Below are 17,034 nucleotides of genomic sequence, written 5' to 3'. Positions count from 1 at the left end.
CATGCTTTCCATGGGTGGGGACCAGGTCGAGGAAGCCGTGGCGCACGCGGCGAAGGTGCTGCGCACCGCGGTGGGGCTCGACTGGAGCGTCAAGGCGGGGGGACTCGACTGGAGCTGCCTGGAGACGGCCGAGCACATCGCCGGCGATCTCGTCGCGTACGCGGGGCAGTTGACGGGCCGGGCGACCGACACGTGGGTCCCCTTCGAGGTCGCCTTCGACGAGGGATCGGGTCCCAAGGACGCGATCAGCGTCATCGAGTCCACGGGCGGCCTGCTCTCGGCGGTGGTCCGGACGACTCCGCCGGGCGTCAGGGCGTACCACCCGTACCCCTCCGGCAGCGCGGACGAGGTGGGCTTCGCGGCGATGGGCGTCGCGGAGGTGCTGCTCCACACGTACGACATCGCGCAGGCCCTCGGCGTGGACGCGGAGCCGCCGGCCGCACTGTGCGAGGCGGTCCTTGCCTGGCTCTTCCCGCAGGTCCCGCCCGCACGTATGCCTGCCGAGCAGTGGGAGACGCTGCTCTGGGCCACGGGGCGCGGCTCCCTGGCGGGGCGCCCCCGCCTCGACAAGTGGCGCTGGCACAACGCCCTCTCGATCCCGGCCGACCGGGTCGCTCTGCGGGAGGTGTCCCCCGCGGCGGCGGCCGATCTCGCGGCGGGCGGCACGGGGGGCCTGACGTGGATCGAGGGCGGGCCCTTCGACGGGACGCGGAGGGCCGCGGAGATGGTGACGAAGGCGTACGCGTCCGGGGTGCACCGGCCCGAGTGGGGCATGTTCGCCCTGGTCCGGGTGGAGGACGAGGTCGCGGTCGGCGGGATGGGCTTCCACGGGCCGCCGGACGAGGAGGGCGTGGCGGAGGTCGGCTATGACCTGGCGGTCGGCGCGCGGGGGTACGGGTACGCCTCGGAGGCACTGGCCGCGCTCTCCGCCGTGGCCCTGACCCGCCCCGGTGTCACGGCCCTGCTGGCCGTGATCGAACCCGAGAACACCCCTTCCCAGGCAGTGGTGACGAGGGCGGGCTACACCCGGATCTCGGACCGCGAGGAGAACCGGGCCTACTTGCGCCGCGCCTGAGGTCTGCCTGCGGCGCGGTTGCGGGTAGCCGGTTGCCCTGCGGCGCGGGAGCCCTGAACAGCCGCCGCTTCGCGGCGATGTTTCCCGCCCACCCACCCGATTACCCCGCAGCGCCCCCGCCAGGGAATGCCACACCCCACCCCAGCGTTCCCCACTGTTATGCCGACCTCTGACCCGAACCCCGCCGAGCCAGGCGCCGGCCGGAAACGAATGCCCGTAGCCGTCTACATCCTCGGCCTCGCCGTCTTCGCCCTCGGCACGAGCGAGTTCATGCTCTCGGGGCTCCTGCCCCCCATCGCGGACGACATGGACGTCTCCATCCCCCGCGCGGGCCTCCTCATCTCCGCCTTCGCCATCGGCATGGTCATCGGCGCCCCCCTCCTGGCGGTGGCGACCCTGCGGCTCCCCCGCCGCACCACCCTCATCACCCTCATCACGGTCTTCGGCCTCGGCCAGGTCGCCGGCGCCCTCGCACCGACCTACGAGATCCTCTTCGCGTCCCGCGTCGTCAGCGCCTTCGCCTGCGCGGGGTTCTGGGCGGTCGGCGCGGCCGTCGCCATCGCGATGGTGCCGGTCAACCAGCGCGCCCGCGCCATGGCCGTGATGATCGGCGGCCTCTCCATCGCGAACGTGCTCGGCGTTCCCGCGGGCGCGTTCCTCGGCGACAATTTCGGCTGGCGGTCCGCCTTCTGGGCGGTCGGCGCCGCCTCCGCCATCGCTCTCGTCGGCGTACTGACGCTCATTCCGCGCATCCCGCTCCCGGCCGAGAAGCCGCGCCTGAAGCGGGAGTTGGCCATCTACCGCGACCGGCAGGTCTGGCTCTCCGTCGCGATCACCGCGCTCGCGGCGGGCGGCGTCTTCTGCGCGTTCTCGTACCTCTCCCCGCTCCTCACGGACGTGGCCGGTCTCGACAAGGGGTGGGTGCCGACCGTCCTCGGCCTCTTCGGTCTCGGCGCGCTCATCGGCACCGCGATCGGCGGCCGCGTCGCGGACGCGCACCTCTTCGGCGTCCTGCTCAGCGGCATCGCGGCCTCGACGGTCTTCCTCGTCGCCCTCGCGCTCTTCTCCGGCACGGCGGCCGTGGCGATCGCCCTCTCGTTCCTCCTCGGCGTCTCCGCCTTCTACACCGCCCCGGCCCTCAACGCCCGTATGTTCAACGTCGCGGGCGCCGCCCCCACCCTCGCGGGCGCGACCACGACGGCCGCGTTCAACCTGGGCAACACGGGCGGCCCCTGGCTCGGCGGCACGGTGATCGACCTCGACCTGGGCTACGCCTCGACGGCGTGGGCGGGCGCGGGGATGACGGCCGTGGCGATCGTCGCGGTCACGGCCTCCCTGCGGCTGCACCGCAGGACACCGAGCCGCGTGATCACGGCTTCGGCGGGCGACAGCGCGCAGGCGGAGGCCACCGTCGAAACCACCCGCCAGGGCACGCGGGGCCCCGCCTAGGGTGACCGCATGATCACGGTTCATCTGAAGTACGAGATCGATCCCGACCGCATCGAGGACTTCGAGGAGTACGGCCGCCGCTGGATCGTCCTGGTCAACCGCTTCGGCGGCACCCACCACGGCTACTTCCTGCCCAGCGAGGGCGACAGCGACATCGCGTACGCCCTCTTCTCCTTCCCGAGCCTCGCCGCGTACGAGCGCTACCGCACCGACAGCGCGACCGACCCCGAGTGCCAGGAAGCCTTCGAGCTCGCGCGCCGGACGCGGTGCATCCGGCGCTACGAGCGGCGGTTCCTGCGCCCCCTGGAGTGAGCCGGCCCGCGTGACGCGGGCCGCCACCCGCTTTACGCGGGCCGCCCCTTGGGCCTCCGCAGCCCCGCCTCCGTGAGCCTGCGCACCAGTTCCTTCGAGCCGATCTCGACGGCCCCGGCCCGCACCGCGTCCTCGTAACGCTCCGACGGCACGTCGTAGTGGTCGCGCTCGAAGGCGCGCGGCGGGCAGCCGATGCCTGCCGCGAACGCGTGCAGTTCCTCGTACGAGACGTCGCTGACCAGGTGGGACCACATGCGGCCGTGGCCCGGCCAGGTCGGCGGGTCGATGTAGACCGTCACGCCGTTGCCGTCCCCGTCAGGCCGCCGACCGGGGCCACGACGACGCCCGCCTTGCCGCACACCCAGTGCGGGTCGGGGCCCAACTCCGGTTCCACGTCCAGGGCGTGCGGGTCGCCCGAGCCGCAGACCGGGCAGAGCGGCCAGCGGCCGTAGCGCTCCAGGAGCGCGTCCTGGACGTCCTGGGCGACGAGGCCCGCGACGTACTCGACGCCCTCGGGCCACTGCTCGACCCACCAGCGGCGGTGCGCCACCGACTCCTCGACCAGCGAGACGACCTCGGCCTGGGCGACCTCGCGCGCCACGAGGTCGGCGAGGACAAGTGCACGAGCGGCGTGCAGCGCCTGCTCCAGGGGGTCGATCGCGTCCATGCAGCCATTGTCCACCCCACGCGCAACTCGCCGAAGATCCAGCCGAAGATCCAGCCGATGATCCACCCGAGACCCGAGGTGAGATCGGGACCAAAGGGGTCTTGACCCATCCGGAGTCCGAAAATATCTTTCAAGCGTGACCAATGATGTGAAGGAAATTTTCGCGGGCGCCGCGCCCCCCGCCCCTGCCGCCCTCGCGGCCAAGGTGCGGACCCTCGCGCCGTCCATGACCCGCTCCATGCAGCTGGTCGCCGAAGCCGTCGCCGGCGACCCCGCGGGATGCGCGGCCCTCACGGTCACCGGCCTCGCCGAGCTCACCGGCACCAGCGAGGCCACGGTGGTCCGCACCGCCCGCCTCCTCGGCTACCCCGGCTACCGCGACCTGCGGCTCGCCCTCGCCGGACTCGCCGCCCAGCAGCAGTCGGGCCGCGCGCCCGCCGTCACCGCCGACATCGCCGTCGACGACCCGATCGCGGACGTCGTGGCGAAGCTGGCGTACGACGAGCAGCAGACCCTCGCCGACACCGCGGCCGGACTCGACACCGTCCAGCTCGGCGCAGCCGTCGCCGCGCTCGCCGCCGCGCCCCGCGCCGAGATCTACGGCGTCGCCGCGTCCGGGCTCGTGGCCCAGGACCTCGCGCAGAAGCTGCTGCGCATCGGCCACATCGCCCACGCGCACTCCGACCCGCACCTGGCCGTCACGAACGCCGTCACCCTGCGCTCCAAGGACGTGGCGATCGCGATCACGCACTCCGGGTCGACCGGTGACGTCATCGAACCGCTGCGGGTCGCCTTCGAGCGCGGGGCGACGACCATCGCGATCACCGGGCGCCCCGGCAGCCCCGTATCGCAGTACGCGGACCACATCCTCACCACCTCGACCGCGCGCGAGAGCGAACTCAGGCCCGCCGCGATGTCGTCGCGCACGAGCCAACTCCTGGTCGTGGACTGCCTGTTCGTAGGCGTAGCCCAGCGGACGTACGAGACGGCAGCCCCCGCGCTCGCCGCCTCCTACGAAGCGCTCGCGCACCGGCACAGCCCGCGCGGCGGCAACCGCTGAGCAGGCCCCGCTGAGCAGGCCCCCGTAACGCCCGCACCCACCACCCGCCACCCCCCGCCGCACACGAAAGAGCCGCACCTCATGACCTCCACGACCGACGCCACGGACTCCCCCGCCCCCGGAGGCGGCGAGACGTACGGCGAACTCCGCGCCCAGCTGGACACGCTCACCACGGAGGCGTTCCGGCCCGAGCTCTCCGAGATCGACCGGCAGCCCACGCTGGAGATCGCGAAGATCATGAATGGCGAGGACGCCACCGTGTCCGCGGCCGTCGCCGAGCGGCTCCCGGCGATCGCCGCCGCCATCGACGGCACCGCCGAGCGCATGGCTCGCGGCGGCCGGCTCATCTACGCGGGGGCGGGAACGGCCGGGCGCCTCGGGGTGCTCGACGCCTCCGAGTGCCCGCCCACCTTCAACACCGACCCGGCGGAGGTCGTCGGCCTCATCGCGGGCGGCCCGAGCGCCATGGTCACGGCGGTCGAGGGCGCGGAGGACAGCAAGGAGCTCGCCGCCGAGGACCTGGACGGTCTCGGCCTCACCGGGGACGACGTGGTCGTGGGCATCTCCGCCTCCGGCCGCACCCCGTACGCGATCGGGGCTGTGGAGCACGCGCGTGCCCGCTACGGCGCCCTCACCATCGGCCTCTCCTGCAACGCGGACAGCGCTCTCGCGGCAGCCGCCGACCACGGCATCGAGGTCGTGGTGGGCCCCGAACTCCTCACCGGCTCCACCCGCCTGAAGGCGGGCACGGCCCAGAAGCTCGTCCTCAACATGCTGTCGACGATCACGATGATCCGCCTCGGCAAGACCTACGGAAACCTGATGGTGGACGTACGCGCGTCGAACGAGAAGCTGCGTGCCCGCTCGCGCCGGATCGTCGCGCTGGCCACAGGCGCATCGGACGAGGAGATCGAGACGGCCCTCGCCGCCACCGACGGCGAGGTGAAGAACGCCATCCTCACGATCCTCGGCGGAGTCGACGGCCCCACGGCCGCCGACCTTCTCTCCTCCTCGGACGGCCACCTCAGGGCCGCCCTCGACTCCGCGCGCACGACCCGCACCACCTGACCCCCAGCCGCTGAAGAACAGCGCCACCCTGCACACAGCAAGGCACCGCACCATGGCACCTGAGAACAAGAACCGCGCCACAGCCGCCGCGATCCTCCCCCTCGTCGGCGGTGCCCGGAACGTCACCTCCATCGCCCACTGCATGACGCGCCTGCGCCTTGGCCTCGCCGACCGCTCGCTGGTCGACGACGAGGCCCTGAAGGCGCTGCCCGCCGTGATGGGCGTGGTCGAGGACGACACGTACCAGATCGTGCTCGGCCCGGGCACGGTCGCCCGCGTCACGCCGGAGTTCGAGGCCCTGGTGGCGGAGGGCGGCGCCGAGGTTTCCGCCGAACACGGCCCCACCGCCGAGGAGTTGGCGGCGCAGGGTGCGGCGATCAAGGAGGCTAGGAAGGCGAAGAACTCAACCCCCTTCAAGCTCTTCCTGCGCCGCATCGCGAACATCTTCGTGCCGCTGATCCCGGCCCTCATCGGCTGCGGCATCATCGCGGGCATCAACGGCCTCCTGATCAACCTGGAGTGGCTGCCGGGCATCACCCCGGCGCTCGCCGCGATCGCCTCCGGCTTCATGGCGTTGATCGCGGTGTTCGTGGGCTTCAACACGGCGAAGGAGTTCGGGGGTACGCCGATCCTGGGCGGCGCGGTGGCGGCGATCATCGTGTACGCGGGTGTGGCGAACATCGAGGCGTTCGGCCAGAAGCTGTCGCCCGGGCAGGGCGGCGTACTGGGCGCCCTCGGCGCCGCGGTCCTCGCCACGTACATCGAGAAGTGGTGCAGGAGGTGGGTCCCGGAGGCACTGGACGTCCTGGTCACTCCCACCCTCACGGTCCTGCTCTCGGGCCTGGTCACGATCTTCGGCCTGATGTTCCTGGCGGGCGAGGTCTCGACGGGCATCGGCACGGCGGCGAACTGGCTCCTGGACAACACGGGCGCGTTCGCGGGCCTGGTACTCGGCGGCCTGTTCCTGCCCCTGGTGATGCTGGGCCTGCACCAGGCCCTGATCCCCATCCACACGACCTTGATCGAGCAGCAGGGCTTCACGGTCCTGCTCCCCATCCTGGCGATGGCGGGCGCGGGCCAGGTGGGCTGCGCGATCGCGGTCTACAAGCGCCTGCGCCACAACACCTCCATCCGTACGACGATCAAGTCAGCACTCCCCGCGGGCTTCCTGGGCGTGGGCGAACCCCTCATCTACGGCGTCTCGCTCCCCCTCGGCCGCCCCTTCATCACGGCATGCGTGGGCGGCGCGGCGGGCGGCGCGTTCATCGGGTTCTTCTCGATGATCGGCGAGAAGGTCGGCTCCACGGCGATCGGCCCATCGGGCTGGGCCCTGTTCCCCCTCCTGGACGGCAACAAGGGCCTGGGCCTAACGATCGCGATCTACGGCGGCGGCCTCCTCGTGGGCTACGCGGTGGGCTTCTTCGCGACGTACTTCTTCGGCTTCAGCAAGCAGATGCTGCTGGACTTGAACGCCGACACGACCACCCACGAGCAGGTCGTCGCGGGCTCCCCCGCCCCGGCCGCGGACCCGGCCGACCCGGCCAAGTCACCCGCGGCGGTCTGACACCGTACGCGTGAGGGCGGCATCCGTGTCGGATGCCGCCCTCACGCGTGCACAGCACTGCGTACCGGCATCGGCCCGCATCACTCGATCCCGCGAAGCCGCGCCACAACGGCTATCATGTCGCAAACGACATATTACCGTTCCCGTATGGAAGCCTTGTACACGATCGAGATGGAGCCGGACGTCCGCGCCTGGCTCGAACTCCTCACGGATCGACATCATCGCAAAGTCGAGGAGTACGCGGAGCTGCTCGCCGACATGGGCGCGTCCACACCCATGCCGTTCGCGCGCCCGCTGCGCGACGGGGTGTACGAGCTCCGCCCGACCCTGGACGGCCAAGACACGCGCATCACCTACTGGTTCGCGCCGGACCGCCGCATCGTGCTTCTCACGGTCTTCCACAAAACCCGGATGCACGAAAAGGATCAGGTCGACCGTGCGGTACGGATCCGTAAGGTGTGCGAGAGCGAGCACGGCCCGGCCCATCTGACGTATGACCGCGCCAAGGACGGAGACGCGAAATGAGCCACACCCGCTGGAGGCTGGCCCGCGAGAGGAAGCTCCGCGAGGGGTACGCCGAGTCACCGGAGGCCGAGGCCGACCGCGCCGAGATTCGCCTCGCCATGGCCTTCGCCAAGGCTGTGTACGACCGTCGCAAGGAGCTGGGGCTTTCGCAGACTCAGCTCGCCGAGCGGGCCGGACTCACCCAGGCCAAGATCTCCCGCATCGAAGGCGCGGACGCGGTACCCACCCTGCCCCTTCTCCGCCGCGTGGCCACCGCGATGAACGCCTCCTTGAACATCGCCCTGGACGCCGACCACGAGGAAGTCACGTTCATCGCCCACTCGGCGGCCTGAGGCGGCCTGAGGTATACGCGCCTACGCCCGCGCCCCCACCGGCCGCCGCAGCAGATAGACCCCCGCGGTCGACACCAGCGCCGCCATGACCGCGATGAACACCAGGCCCGCGCCCTCCAGACCCATCGGCCCCGTCAGTACGCCCACCCCGATGACCGGCAGCGAGATGCCCGTGTACGCGACCACGAACAGCGTCGAGATCACCGCCGCGCGGCGGTCCGCGGGAGATGCCTCGGCGACTGCTGACAGTGCCCCTCGGAACGCGAGGCCCTGACCGCACCCGCCGACCAGTGCGCTGAGCACCACCAGCGCCAGCAGATCCCAGTGCAGCGCGCCCGCGAGCAGCGCGAGGCCGGCGAGGAGGGCGGCGCAGCCCAGTGGCAGTGATCGCCTGAGCCCGACCCGGCCGGTCGCCAACTGCCCTGCCGTGGAGGCGAAGAAGGCCAGCGCGACGACCGAGCCGCTCACGGCGTGGTTCTCCACGTCCAGGGACTCCGCGAGGAACGCCGGGCTCACCGACGTGAACACCCCGAACAGTGCGAACCCTACGAACGAGGCGATCCCCGCAGGCACGAACACCGCCCGCACCTGCGGTGGCACGCCGGGCCGCCGCGGCCGTACCGTGCTCAGAGGCCGCGGCTCCCGCACGGTCTCCGGAAGCCGCAGCAGGACGACGGCCGAGACGGCGACCAGCGCGAGGTGCACGGCGAACGGCAGGTACAGCGGCCAGGCCGCGTACTGCGCGAGCACCCCGGCGAGCAGCGGCCCGCAGCCGAGTCCGCCCATGTTGGCGGCCGTCGCCACGAACGTGGCCCGCGAGGCGCCGACGTACGGTGCCGAGTCCATCACGTACGCCGTGGCGGCCCCGGTGAAAAGACCGGCGGACAGTCCCGAGAGCAGCCGCCCCGCATACAGCCAGCCCATCCCGACTGCGCAGAGGAAGCAGACCGCGCTCACCGCCGCGCACCCCAGGCCCCACAGCAGCACCGGGCGCCTGCCCACGACGTCCGATGCGTTGCCCGCGAGCAGCAGCACGCCGATCACCGCGAAGGCGTACACGGCGTACACGACGGTGACCGTCAGCTCGGAGAAGCCGAACTTGTCCTGGTAGAGGCCGTAGAGGGGGGTCGGCAGCGTGGTGCCGGCCATACACACGGCGAACACCGCCCCGCTGAGGAGGCACTGCCGCCAACGTCGTTGATCAACGTCCATGCCGCCGACGCTAACCCCGCACACCGCCCGCCGCCCGCGACCCGCGCAGGGATGTCCGCGGGCTCCCCCGGAATTGTCCTTGATCGGTAACGGACCGGCCCCCGGTGCATCCCCTGACCCCGGTTCCTCGTCCTGCCAGGTGGCCGCGCGGGACCGGGGCGCGGCGAGGGACGGGACGCAAAGGGGCGGACAATGGCGCGGCACAGCGGTGGGCGGGGCTGGTACGGCAAGATCATCGGGGCGGCGCTCGGGGTGACGCTGCTCGCCACCGGCGCGGGGGTGTGGAGCGCTCAGGCCGGTACCTCGGAGAGCTCCTCACCGGCAGCGAAGAAGCCCGCCGCCGTCAAGCCGGTCTCGGCGACCATCGCGCACTCCTCGGAGGCCGGGAAGCGCGGCATCAACCTCACCATCGACGACGGCCCCGACCCCAAGTGGACGCCCGAAGTCCTCGCCGTCCTGCGGCAGTACGACGTGAAGGCCACCTTCTGCATGGTGGGGACGCAGGCCGAGGCGCACCCGGCCATGGTGAAGAAGGTGGTCGCGGCCGGGCACCGCCTGTGCGACCACTCGGTGTCGCACAACACGGGCATGGACAAGGACTCCAAGGCCTACCAGTCCCAGCAGATCCTCGACGCCGAACGCATGATCACCAAGGCGTCCGGAGGCGTACGGCCCATGTACTACCGGGCCCCCGGCGGGGCGTTCACCCCGTACAGCCGCAAGCTCGCCGCCGACCGGGGCATGCGCCCCCTGGGCTGGAACGTGGACACCAAGGACTTCGAGCGCCCGGGCACGGACGCGATCGTCGCGACGGTCCAGCGGGAACTGCCCAACGGCCCGACGCTCCTCTTCCACGACGCGGGCGGCGACCGCACCCAGACCGTCGAGGCCCTGCGCACCCTCATCCCCCAACTCAAGCAGCAGAGCTACACCTTCGGCTTCCCGGTGCGCTGACCTTCACGGCAGCCGCCGCTCCCGGTTGAGCTGCCGCACCCTCTCCCGCAGCACCTCGCCCGGCGGCGCCTGCCCGACCTTCTCGGGCGGACAGTCCCACTCCCGGCCCCCGCCGAGCGGCCGCAGCTGTACGAGACCGCCCTCGCACCCCATGACCTGCCCGACGCTGCCGTCCCGGAAGTCGACGGCGTACGTCCCCGCCTCCGGCACGCTCGGATCGTCGTCGTTCACCGCGTGCCCTCCAGCACGGCGGCGAGCCGCAGCGCGGTGTCGAGGTTGCAGCGTCCCAACTCCACCAGCGGCAGCGCGCCTTCCGCCGCCGCCGTCAGCGGATCCATCCGCAGGGATGGCAGCGTGACCCCGGCCCCTTCGAGCCCCGCTCTCAACTGCCGCACGACCTCCTCCACCGCCCGCACCCGTTCCTCCGCCGTCAGCGCCATGGTCTCTGCCTCTCACACTGGGTGTTGCTGTTTCCTCACTAAGCGTGTCCGGTGCTGCGTAGCCTGAGAAGCAACGGCTTCCCAACAAACCGGCTTGTTGGAAGAGGAGTTGCCCATGACCGGCCGCCGCAAGGACCTCGACCCCTCATCGAACCCCCGCGCCCTCCTGGGCTGCGAGCTCCGTCACGCACGGGAGCGGAAGGGGATCAGCCAGGAGGCGCTGGGCGCGCCGCTGTTCGTGAGCGGCTCGTTCATCGGCCAGCTGGAGGCCGGGACGCGGCGGATGCATCTGGAGTACGCGCAGCACTTCGACGAGGTTCTGGGTACGGAGGGCTTCTTCGCCCGGAACTGCAAGGCAGTGGCCAAGTCGAAGTACCCGGATCATTTCGCGGAGGCGGCTGAGGCGGAGGCGGTTGCTACGGCGATCCGGGAGTACGTGCCTCAGCTGATTCCGGGGCTGCTACAGACCAAGGCGTACGCGCGGGCGGTGTTCTGCGACGGCCGCCCGACCGCGACTGATGACGAGATCGACGAGTTGGTGACTGCTCGACTGGAGCGGGCGCATCTGCTCGACGATCCAACAACGCCCCTGTTGTGGACTGTCCTTGACGAGGCCGTGCTGCGCCGAGAGGTTGGCGGGCCAGCCGTGATGGCGGAGGTTCTGCGCCACGTCGCGGCACTGGGGCGCAGGCGTCGGGCCATCGTGCAGGTGCTGACGTTCTCGGCAGGTGGGCACATGGCAATGGGAGGCTCTCTCAAGCTGATGACCTGCGAGAACGCACCTCCGCTCGCCTACTTGGAAGGCTTCGGAACAGGGCGGCTTGAGGATGATCCGGCCACCGTCACCCAGTACGAACTGGCTCACGATTTGATTGCGGCCAGCGCCCTCTCACCGCGAGATTCCCTGGCCCTGATTGAGTCTGTGGCAGAGGATTACTCGCATGAAGAGCAACGGCCCTGAGTACGACCTGAGCAACGCCTCGTGGCACAGGTCCAGCTATAGCGACGCAAGCGGCGGGAACTGCCTGGAGATGGCCCGCTGGCGCAAGTCCACGTACAGCGGCGGCAGTGGCAGCGACTGCCTAGAAGTGGCCGACGGGCACCCGAACCTCGTCCCCGTCCGCGACTCCAAGAACCCCACCGGCCCGAAGCTCGTGTTCCGGGCCGCCAGCTGGTCCGCGTTCGTCGCGAACCTCAAGGACAACTGACCCCGAGGCTCAAGCCACAAGCGGCGAGCCCTCTTTTCAAGGAACGGGAGGCGGGTCTCAACCCGCCCTCCCTCCCTTGGAGTTGGCACAGCCGATCACTTTCGGGCTTCGACTTGCCACGCAACGTGACGACGCTCTAGCGTGCCCGATTAACGAACAAGAACAACCCCCGCCCGGTGCTGCGAACACCTGCGGGGGTTTAACCACCGATCGAAAGCAGAATTTTCGACCCATGGCTGACGCCAAGCTTAGTGCTGCCTTCCACCCCGTGCACGCGACCCCGCACCCGATGGCCAATCCGGGCTACGGAAAGCGTTCGGCGCCCGAACAACGGCCCCGCACGAACGACGACTTCACCCACCTCCCGCCCCGCGAGGCAGCCATCGCAGCCTGCCTCGACCGGCTGCCGGACGGCACGGACATCTCCGTAAAGACCCTGGCCAAGCACCTCCCGTACGGGCAATGCGCGCTACGCACCGCCCTCAACAGGCTAGAGATGGCGGGCCACTTGAGGCGCGGCCGGGAACACGTGCGCGGATCCGACAGCGCCCGCTGGATCACCCGAACGTGGTTCTCCCGCACCGCGCGGGACGACACCTGGTGGGCAGCCTTCACGCGCGGCGACGTGCCGGAACCAGAGCCGGACAGACGGCCCCAACGCCCCACCCGCAGCCGCGCGTTCATCCTCCTCGCGGCCCTGGGCCGCACGGCCCCCGCACTCTCCCTCTCGTACATGGACTGCGTAGCCCTGGAGCCCCAACTCACAGAGTGGTTCACGCGGGGAGCCACGGAGCCAGACATCCTCCGTGCCCTGACCGCCGGGCTGCCCAGCCCCGTACACAGCCCGGTGGCCCTCGTCCGCAGCCGCCTCACGACGAAGCTCCCGCCGGAACCAGTCCTCCGCCCCGTACTCCGCGTCCTGGAATGCGGGAGATGCGGAACGCCCGGCCGCCCCGAAGCCCTTCCCGGCGGCGTCTGCGGTCCCTGCCGGGGCGAACCAGGCCCGGCAGCCCGCCCGGCGCCACTGCCACCCGCAGCGGTCCGCACCCACGCGGCGGCAGCTCGCGCCGCAGCCACCAGTCCACAGTCAGGCCAGGCATGACCGCTTCCGCCGTTGCCGGGCGGACACCCAGGCCGTACAGTTTCCTGTACGTACAGGAAGTCGTACATACCCGAGGAGGCCCCCCCGATGCGCACCATGACCTACACAGAGTCGCGAGCGAAGTACGCCGAGACGCTCAACGCCGTCACGGACGACCGCGAGGAAGTCATAGTGACCCGCGCGGGCCGGGAGCCGGTCGTCATCGTGGCGCTTGAGGAGTACGAGTCACTGAAGGAGACGGCCTACCTGCTGCGGAGCCCCGAGAATGCCCGTCGCCTGCTGGCCTCCATCGACCGCCTGGAGAGCGGTGGCGGCACAGTCAGGGAGCTCGCGGAATGAAGTTCGTCTGGGACGAATCCCCTTGGCAGGACTACATCTGGTGGCAGACGCAGGACCGCAGGATCCTCAAGCGAATCAATACACTCCTTCAGGACATCGCACGCAACGGTAACGAGGGCATCGGTAAGCCCGAGCCCTTGAAGCACGGCTTTCAGGGCTACTGGTCACGCCGCATCACCGACGAGCACCGCCTCATCCACAAGATCGTCGAGGACGAGATCCGTATCGCCTCCTGCCGGTACCACTACGAACGCTGACCCCATCGCGCGGACACTGATCCCGCCCCTCCCCGGTCGCCTTCGCGACATACTTCCCCGGCTCCGAAAGGCCCCGCTGACCGAGTTGCGCCGCTGACACGCCGGGCGCCCGACCGTCGACCACACGGTCCTGACTCCGCACCGGCCGGCGCAGTGTAAATGCGGCCATTCCTCCTCTGTCCGAAAGGCCCCCGCTCTCTGAGCGGAAACCTGAGACCACCTTCCGGTGCCTACGTGCCGTATCGAAGATGACACCGAACGTCATCGATGCGTCACCGAAGCGGCACAACCGGAGGGGACCCTTCATGACCGACCTCAACGAGCCCAACGACCCCAACGCGCCCAACGAAGAGCAGATCATCGAGGCCTGGCGGTCCGCCGCCCACATCACCCTCGCGCCGGGTCCCACGGAGGTCGCCGAGGCCGCCCCCGAGCCGGACCAGGAGTGGACGCTGCCGGGCGGCAGGGCCTGGGTGTACCTCGCCGACCCCGGACAGGGGCTCACCAAGCCGGTGATCCTCGCCGACGGCTTCAGTACGGGACCGAGCGACCTGGACTTCCTCTACGAGGGCCTGGAGCGGGGCGAGTACGCGCTCATCAGCGAACTGCGGGCGCGCGGCAGGGACGCCATCATCCTCGGCTTCGACGAGCGCAGCGCCTCGATCCTGGACAACGCCGTGGCCGCACGCTCGGCGATCCAGGAGGCGATCGCGCGCCGCACCGGCGGGCACCCGCTGGCCGTCGGCGGCTTCAGCATGGGCGGCCTTGTCACGCGGTACGCGCTCGCCAAGATGGAGCACGAGGGCGGGGAGGAGAACGAGCACCAGACCGAGCTGTACTTCTCCTACGACAGCCCGCACCGCGGCGCCTGGATCCCGATCGCGCTCCAGTCGTTCGCGCACTACATCCGGCGGCTCAACGCGGCCTTCTCGAACCAGATGAACAGCCCGGCCGCGCGCCAGCTCCTGTGGCAGCACATCTCCGAGTGGGACGACACCCCCGAGACCGACAAGGAGCGCATCGAGTTCATCGCCGAGCTGGAGCGCGTCGGCGGCTGGCCGAGCCGCCCACGGAAGATCGGCGTCGCCAACGGCGTGCGCACGGGCGTGGCCAACGGCATCGCCCCGGGTGAGCGGGCGTTCCGCGGCAAGGGCCTCGCCATCACCGGCACCCACCTCTACACGCAGCCCGCGGGCGAGGAGAAGCTCGTCGCACAGCTGCGGGTGGTGACCCTGCGCAAGCCGCAGATCCACACCTCGGGCATGCCCGAGATCGACGGCGCCCCCGGCGGCACCCTGGAGGGCTTCGGCATCCTCGCCGACGAGCTGAACAAGATCCCCGCGATCATCGGCCTCGGCTCGGAGGCCGAGATCCGCGAGCACTGCTTCGTCCCCTCCGTCAGCGCGGTGGCCCTGCGCGACATCGACACCCACGAGAAGCTGCACGACCCGTTCCCGGAGCAGTCCGAGGACAGCGAACTGGACGAGTACCTCTGCGCCACCCACAACGAGGGCCACACCCTGATCACGGAAGAACTCTGCACCTGGCTCCTGGAGCGCCTGCCGTAGCCCGCAGCAGATAGCAGAACGCCGGAAACGCCCGAGGGCGGCACCCCTTCGTGAGAAGGAGTGCCGCCCTCGGTACGTACGGGACGTAGATCAACCAGAGGTCGATCAGAAGTCCATGTCACCGCCCGGCATGCCGCCGCCGGCCGGGGCAGCGCCCGCCTTCTCCGGCTTGTCGGCGATGACGGCCTCGGTGGTGAGGAACAGCGCGGCGATGGACGCGGCGTTCTGCAGGGCAGAGCGCGTGACCTTCGCCGGGTCGAGGATGCCCTCGGCGATCATGTCGACGTACTCACCGGTCGCGGCGTTCAGGCCGTGGCCGACGGTCAGGTTGCGCACCTTCTCGACGACGACACCGCCCTCAAGGCCGGCGTTGACCGCGATCTGCTTCAGCGGGGCCTCAAGGGCCAGCTTCACAGCGGCGGCACCGGTGGCCTCGTCGCCCTCGAGCTCAAGCTTCTCGAAGACAGCGGCGGCCTGGATGAGGGCCACGCCACCACCGGCGACGATGCCCTCTTCGACGGCGGCCTTCGCGTTGCGAACGGCGTCCTCGATGCGGTGCTTGCGCTCCTTGAGCTCGACCTCGGTCGCGGCACCGGCCTTGATGACCGCAACACCGCCGGCGAGCTTCGCCAGGCGCTCCTGCAGCTTCTCGCGGTCGTAGTCGCTGTCCGAGTTCTCGATCTCGGCGCGGATCTGGTTGACGCGACCCTGGACCTGGTCGCTCTCACCGGAGCCGTCGACGATCGTGGTCTCGTCCTTGGTGATGACGACCTTGCGGGCGCGGCCGAGCAGGTCGAGACCGGCGTTCTCCAGCTTGAGGCCGACCTCCTCGGAGATGACGGTGCCACCGGTGAGGATGGCGATGTCGCCGAGCATGGCCTTGCGGCGGTCACCGAAGCCCGGGGCCTTGACGGCGACGGACTTGAAGGTGCCACGGATCTTGTTGACGACCAGGGTCGACAGGGCCTCGCCCTCGACGTCCTCGGCGATGATCAGCAGCGGCTTGCCGGACTGCATGACCTTCTCGAGGAGCGGAAGGAGGTCCTTCACGTTCGAGATCTTCGAGTTGACGATCAGGATGTACGGGTCGTCGAGCGACGCCTCCATACGCTCCATGTCGGTGGCGAAGTACGCCGAGATGTAGCCCTTGTCGAAGCGCATGCCCTCGGTGAGCTCAAGCTCCAGACCGAAGGTCTGCGACTCCTCGACGGTGATGACGCCTTCCTTGCCGACCTTGTCCATCGCCTCGGCGATGAGCTCGCCGATCTGGGTGTCGGCGGCGGAGATGGAGGCGGTCGAAGCGATCTGCTCCTTGGTCTCCACGTCCTTGGCCTGCTCGAGCAGGGCGCCCGAGACGGCCTCGACGGCCTTCTCGATGCCACGCTTGAGGGCCATCGGGTTGGCACCGGCGGCTACGTTGCGAAGGCCCTCGCGGACCAGCGCCTGCGCCAGGACGGTCGCGGTCGTCGTGCCGTCACCGGCGACGTCGTCCGTCTTCTTCGCGACCTCCTTGACCAGCTCGGCGCCGATCTTCTCGTACGGGTCCTCGAGCTCGATCTCCTTGGCGATGGAAACACCATCGTTGGTGATCGTGGGGGCACCCCACTTCTTCTCGAGGACGACGTTGCGACCCTTGGGGCCCAGGGTCACCTTGACGGCGTCGGCGAGCTGGTTCATGCCGCGCTCGAGGCCGCGCCGTGCCTCCTCGTCGAACGCGATGATCTTGGCCATGTGAAGTGGTCCTCCCGGACAGGGGTGGCATGCTTCCGGATCGCGCCAGCGCCCGCGACGGACGGCCTGCAAGCCTTGTGGTTCCTTGCCCCACCCGGCCTGCGGGCCTCACCGACCCGATCCAAGTTCTGTCACTCTCACTCGGAGAGTGCTAAGCCCAATGATTAGCAC

21 protein-coding genes are annotated in these 17,034 nt (G+C 70.2%); 15 read left to right on the top strand and 6 right to left on the bottom strand.

All coding sequences use genetic code 11. The annotated features are described in order from the left end of the window. Nucleotide 1 precedes the first annotated feature (1 nt). The 3 genes from ACWGI2_RS28925 (at nucleotide 2) to ACWGI2_RS28915 (ending at nucleotide 2,836) form a co-directional block, all read left to right on the top strand. A complete protein-coding gene (locus tag ACWGI2_RS28925; protein ID WP_453698475.1) occupies nucleotides 2-1,075 on the top strand; it encodes a GNAT family N-acetyltransferase in 1,074 nt (357 codons plus the stop codon). Nucleotides 1,076-1,285: 210 nt separating this feature from the next. Then, entirely contained in the window at nucleotides 1,286-2,524 is a 1,239-nt protein-coding gene (locus ACWGI2_RS28920) for a Cmx/CmrA family chloramphenicol efflux MFS transporter (RefSeq protein WP_453698473.1), read from the top strand. A gap of 9 nt (nucleotides 2,525-2,533) precedes the next feature. Then, entirely contained in the window at nucleotides 2,534-2,836 is a 303-nt protein-coding gene (locus ACWGI2_RS28915) for an NIPSNAP family protein (protein ID WP_453400683.1), read from the top strand. A 32-nt stretch (nucleotides 2,837-2,868) separates the two neighbouring features. On the opposite strand, the gene ACWGI2_RS28910 is transcribed toward ACWGI2_RS28915, so the two are convergent. After that, nucleotides 2,869-3,135, bottom strand: coding sequence for a DUF4031 domain-containing protein (locus ACWGI2_RS28910; protein ID WP_453698471.1), 267 nt, complete (start codon nucleotides 3,133-3,135; stop codon nucleotides 2,869-2,871). Beyond that, nucleotides 3,132-3,503, bottom strand: coding sequence for a hypothetical protein (locus ACWGI2_RS28905; protein ID WP_453400684.1), 372 nt, complete (start codon nucleotides 3,501-3,503; stop codon nucleotides 3,132-3,134). Before ACWGI2_RS28905 ends, ACWGI2_RS28910 begins: the two co-directional genes overlap by 4 nt. A 136-nt stretch (nucleotides 3,504-3,639) precedes the next feature. Here ACWGI2_RS28905 and ACWGI2_RS28900 point away from each other — a divergent pair, with 136 nt between their 5' ends. From ACWGI2_RS28900 to ACWGI2_RS28880, 5 genes are all read left to right on the top strand, one after another. Further along, nucleotides 3,640-4,563, top strand: a complete 924-nt coding sequence (locus tag ACWGI2_RS28900) for a MurR/RpiR family transcriptional regulator (protein WP_453400685.1) — start codon at nucleotides 3,640-3,642, stop codon at nucleotides 4,561-4,563. Between the two features lie 81 nt (nucleotides 4,564-4,644). Then, a complete protein-coding gene (murQ, locus tag ACWGI2_RS28895; RefSeq protein ID WP_453400686.1) occupies nucleotides 4,645-5,631 on the top strand; it encodes an N-acetylmuramic acid 6-phosphate etherase in 987 nt (328 codons plus the stop codon). Between the two features lie 52 nt (nucleotides 5,632-5,683). Further along, nucleotides 5,684-7,195, top strand: a complete 1,512-nt coding sequence (locus tag ACWGI2_RS28890) for a PTS transporter subunit EIIC (RefSeq protein WP_453698469.1) — start codon at nucleotides 5,684-5,686, stop codon at nucleotides 7,193-7,195. A 147-nt stretch (nucleotides 7,196-7,342) separates the two neighbouring features. Beyond that, the gene (locus tag ACWGI2_RS28885; RefSeq protein WP_453698467.1) at nucleotides 7,343-7,720 is read left to right on the top strand and encodes a type II toxin-antitoxin system RelE/ParE family toxin; all 378 of its coding nucleotides are present in this window, start codon (nucleotides 7,343-7,345) and stop codon (nucleotides 7,718-7,720) included. Then, nucleotides 7,717-8,052, top strand: coding sequence for a helix-turn-helix domain-containing protein (locus ACWGI2_RS28880; RefSeq protein WP_453400689.1), 336 nt, complete (start codon nucleotides 7,717-7,719; stop codon nucleotides 8,050-8,052). Before ACWGI2_RS28885 ends, ACWGI2_RS28880 begins: the two co-directional genes overlap by 4 nt. 21 nt (nucleotides 8,053-8,073) lie before the next feature. Here ACWGI2_RS28880 and ACWGI2_RS28875 read toward each other — a convergent pair whose 3' ends face one another. After that, nucleotides 8,074-9,264, bottom strand: coding sequence for an MFS transporter (locus ACWGI2_RS28875; RefSeq protein ID WP_453698465.1), 1,191 nt, complete (start codon nucleotides 9,262-9,264; stop codon nucleotides 8,074-8,076). A gap of 192 nt (nucleotides 9,265-9,456) precedes the next feature. Here ACWGI2_RS28875 and ACWGI2_RS28870 point away from each other — a divergent pair, with 192 nt between their 5' ends. After that, the gene (locus ACWGI2_RS28870) at nucleotides 9,457-10,218 is read left to right on the top strand and encodes a polysaccharide deacetylase family protein (RefSeq protein WP_453698463.1); all 762 of its coding nucleotides are present in this window, start codon (nucleotides 9,457-9,459) and stop codon (nucleotides 10,216-10,218) included. 3 nt (nucleotides 10,219-10,221) lie between these two features. On the opposite strand, the gene ACWGI2_RS28865 is transcribed toward ACWGI2_RS28870, so the two are convergent. Further along, nucleotides 10,222-10,449 (bottom strand): hypothetical protein, encoded by a 228-nt coding sequence (locus tag ACWGI2_RS28865; protein WP_453400692.1) that lies wholly within the window; start codon nucleotides 10,447-10,449, stop codon nucleotides 10,222-10,224. Continuing rightward, nucleotides 10,446-10,658 (bottom strand): hypothetical protein, encoded by a 213-nt coding sequence (locus ACWGI2_RS28860; RefSeq protein WP_453698461.1) that lies wholly within the window; start codon nucleotides 10,656-10,658, stop codon nucleotides 10,446-10,448. The genes ACWGI2_RS28865 and ACWGI2_RS28860 overlap by 4 nt, the downstream gene beginning before the upstream one ends. A 115-nt stretch (nucleotides 10,659-10,773) precedes the next feature. Between ACWGI2_RS28860 and ACWGI2_RS28855 the strand changes: the two genes are divergently transcribed. The 6 genes from ACWGI2_RS28855 to ACWGI2_RS28830 all read left to right on the top strand — a co-directional run bounded on the left by ACWGI2_RS28855 (nucleotide 10,774) and on the right by ACWGI2_RS28830 (nucleotide 15,132). Next, nucleotides 10,774-11,619, top strand: a complete 846-nt coding sequence (locus ACWGI2_RS28855) for a helix-turn-helix domain-containing protein (RefSeq protein WP_453698459.1) — start codon at nucleotides 10,774-10,776, stop codon at nucleotides 11,617-11,619. After that, nucleotides 11,600-11,866: a DUF397 domain-containing protein gene (locus tag ACWGI2_RS28850; RefSeq protein ID WP_453698457.1), complete on the top strand. Its 267-nt coding sequence runs from the start codon at nucleotides 11,600-11,602 to the stop codon at nucleotides 11,864-11,866. Before ACWGI2_RS28855 ends, ACWGI2_RS28850 begins: the two co-directional genes overlap by 20 nt. Before the next feature lie 232 nt (nucleotides 11,867-12,098). Further along, nucleotides 12,099-12,968 (top strand): hypothetical protein, encoded by an 870-nt coding sequence (locus ACWGI2_RS28845; RefSeq protein WP_453698455.1) that lies wholly within the window; start codon nucleotides 12,099-12,101, stop codon nucleotides 12,966-12,968. An 87-nt stretch (nucleotides 12,969-13,055) separates the two neighbouring features. Continuing rightward, nucleotides 13,056-13,307: a type II toxin-antitoxin system Phd/YefM family antitoxin gene (locus ACWGI2_RS28840; protein ID WP_344520846.1), complete on the top strand. Its 252-nt coding sequence runs from the start codon at nucleotides 13,056-13,058 to the stop codon at nucleotides 13,305-13,307. Further along, the gene (locus tag ACWGI2_RS28835; protein ID WP_453400697.1) at nucleotides 13,304-13,564 is read left to right on the top strand and encodes a Txe/YoeB family addiction module toxin; all 261 of its coding nucleotides are present in this window, start codon (nucleotides 13,304-13,306) and stop codon (nucleotides 13,562-13,564) included. Before ACWGI2_RS28840 ends, ACWGI2_RS28835 begins: the two co-directional genes overlap by 4 nt. 305 nt (nucleotides 13,565-13,869) lie before the next feature. Continuing rightward, nucleotides 13,870-15,132, top strand: coding sequence for an esterase/lipase family protein (locus tag ACWGI2_RS28830; RefSeq protein WP_453698453.1), 1,263 nt, complete (start codon nucleotides 13,870-13,872; stop codon nucleotides 15,130-15,132). A 105-nt stretch (nucleotides 15,133-15,237) separates the two neighbouring features. Here the strand turns inward: ACWGI2_RS28830 and groL are convergent, their stop codons facing one another. Further along, on the bottom strand, nucleotides 15,238-16,863 hold the full coding sequence (groL, locus tag ACWGI2_RS28825) for a chaperonin GroEL (RefSeq protein WP_055551550.1): 1,626 nt from the start codon (nucleotides 16,861-16,863) through the stop codon (nucleotides 15,238-15,240). Nucleotides 16,864-17,034: the final 171 nt, after the last annotated feature.

This window comes from Streptomyces sp. NPDC054866 (assembly GCF_053610745.1).
This window is presented reverse-complemented; position numbering and strand designations above follow the sequence as displayed.

What these genes read in the sequence shown, in the direction of transcription:
- ACWGI2_RS28875 (WP_453698465.1), bottom strand. Translation starts at nt 9,264, where the DNA reads ATGGACGTTGATCAACGACGTTGGCGGCAGTGCCTCCTCAGCGGGGCG.
- ACWGI2_RS28885 (WP_453698467.1), top strand. Translation starts at nt 7,343, where the DNA reads ATGGAAGCCTTGTACACGATCGAGATGGAGCCGGACGTCCGCGCCTGG.
- ACWGI2_RS28845 (WP_453698455.1), top strand. Translation starts at nt 12,099, where the DNA reads ATGGCTGACGCCAAGCTTAGTGCTGCCTTCCACCCCGTGCACGCGACC.
- ACWGI2_RS28880 (WP_453400689.1), top strand. Translation starts at nt 7,717, where the DNA reads ATGAGCCACACCCGCTGGAGGCTGGCCCGCGAGAGGAAGCTCCGCGAG.
- murQ (WP_453400686.1), top strand. Translation starts at nt 4,645, where the DNA reads ATGACCTCCACGACCGACGCCACGGACTCCCCCGCCCCCGGAGGCGGC.
- ACWGI2_RS28835 (WP_453400697.1), top strand. Translation starts at nt 13,304, where the DNA reads ATGAAGTTCGTCTGGGACGAATCCCCTTGGCAGGACTACATCTGGTGG.
- ACWGI2_RS28925 (WP_453698475.1), top strand. Translation starts at nt 2, where the DNA reads ATGCTTTCCATGGGTGGGGACCAGGTCGAGGAAGCCGTGGCGCACGCG.
- ACWGI2_RS28840 (WP_344520846.1), top strand. Translation starts at nt 13,056, where the DNA reads ATGCGCACCATGACCTACACAGAGTCGCGAGCGAAGTACGCCGAGACG.
- ACWGI2_RS28905 (WP_453400684.1), bottom strand. Translation starts at nt 3,503, where the DNA reads ATGGACGCGATCGACCCCCTGGAGCAGGCGCTGCACGCCGCTCGTGCA.
- ACWGI2_RS28890 (WP_453698469.1), top strand. Translation starts at nt 5,684, where the DNA reads ATGGCACCTGAGAACAAGAACCGCGCCACAGCCGCCGCGATCCTCCCC.
- ACWGI2_RS28860 (WP_453698461.1), bottom strand. Translation starts at nt 10,658, where the DNA reads ATGGCGCTGACGGCGGAGGAACGGGTGCGGGCGGTGGAGGAGGTCGTG.
- ACWGI2_RS28830 (WP_453698453.1), top strand. Translation starts at nt 13,870, where the DNA reads ATGACCGACCTCAACGAGCCCAACGACCCCAACGCGCCCAACGAAGAG.
- ACWGI2_RS28850 (WP_453698457.1), top strand. Translation starts at nt 11,600, where the DNA reads ATGAAGAGCAACGGCCCTGAGTACGACCTGAGCAACGCCTCGTGGCAC.
- ACWGI2_RS28920 (WP_453698473.1), top strand. Translation starts at nt 1,286, where the DNA reads ATGCCCGTAGCCGTCTACATCCTCGGCCTCGCCGTCTTCGCCCTCGGC.
- ACWGI2_RS28915 (WP_453400683.1), top strand. Translation starts at nt 2,534, where the DNA reads ATGATCACGGTTCATCTGAAGTACGAGATCGATCCCGACCGCATCGAG.
- ACWGI2_RS28855 (WP_453698459.1), top strand. Translation starts at nt 10,774, where the DNA reads ATGACCGGCCGCCGCAAGGACCTCGACCCCTCATCGAACCCCCGCGCC.
- ACWGI2_RS28870 (WP_453698463.1), top strand. Translation starts at nt 9,457, where the DNA reads ATGGCGCGGCACAGCGGTGGGCGGGGCTGGTACGGCAAGATCATCGGG.
- groL (WP_055551550.1), bottom strand. Translation starts at nt 16,863, where the DNA reads ATGGCCAAGATCATCGCGTTCGACGAGGAGGCACGGCGCGGCCTCGAG.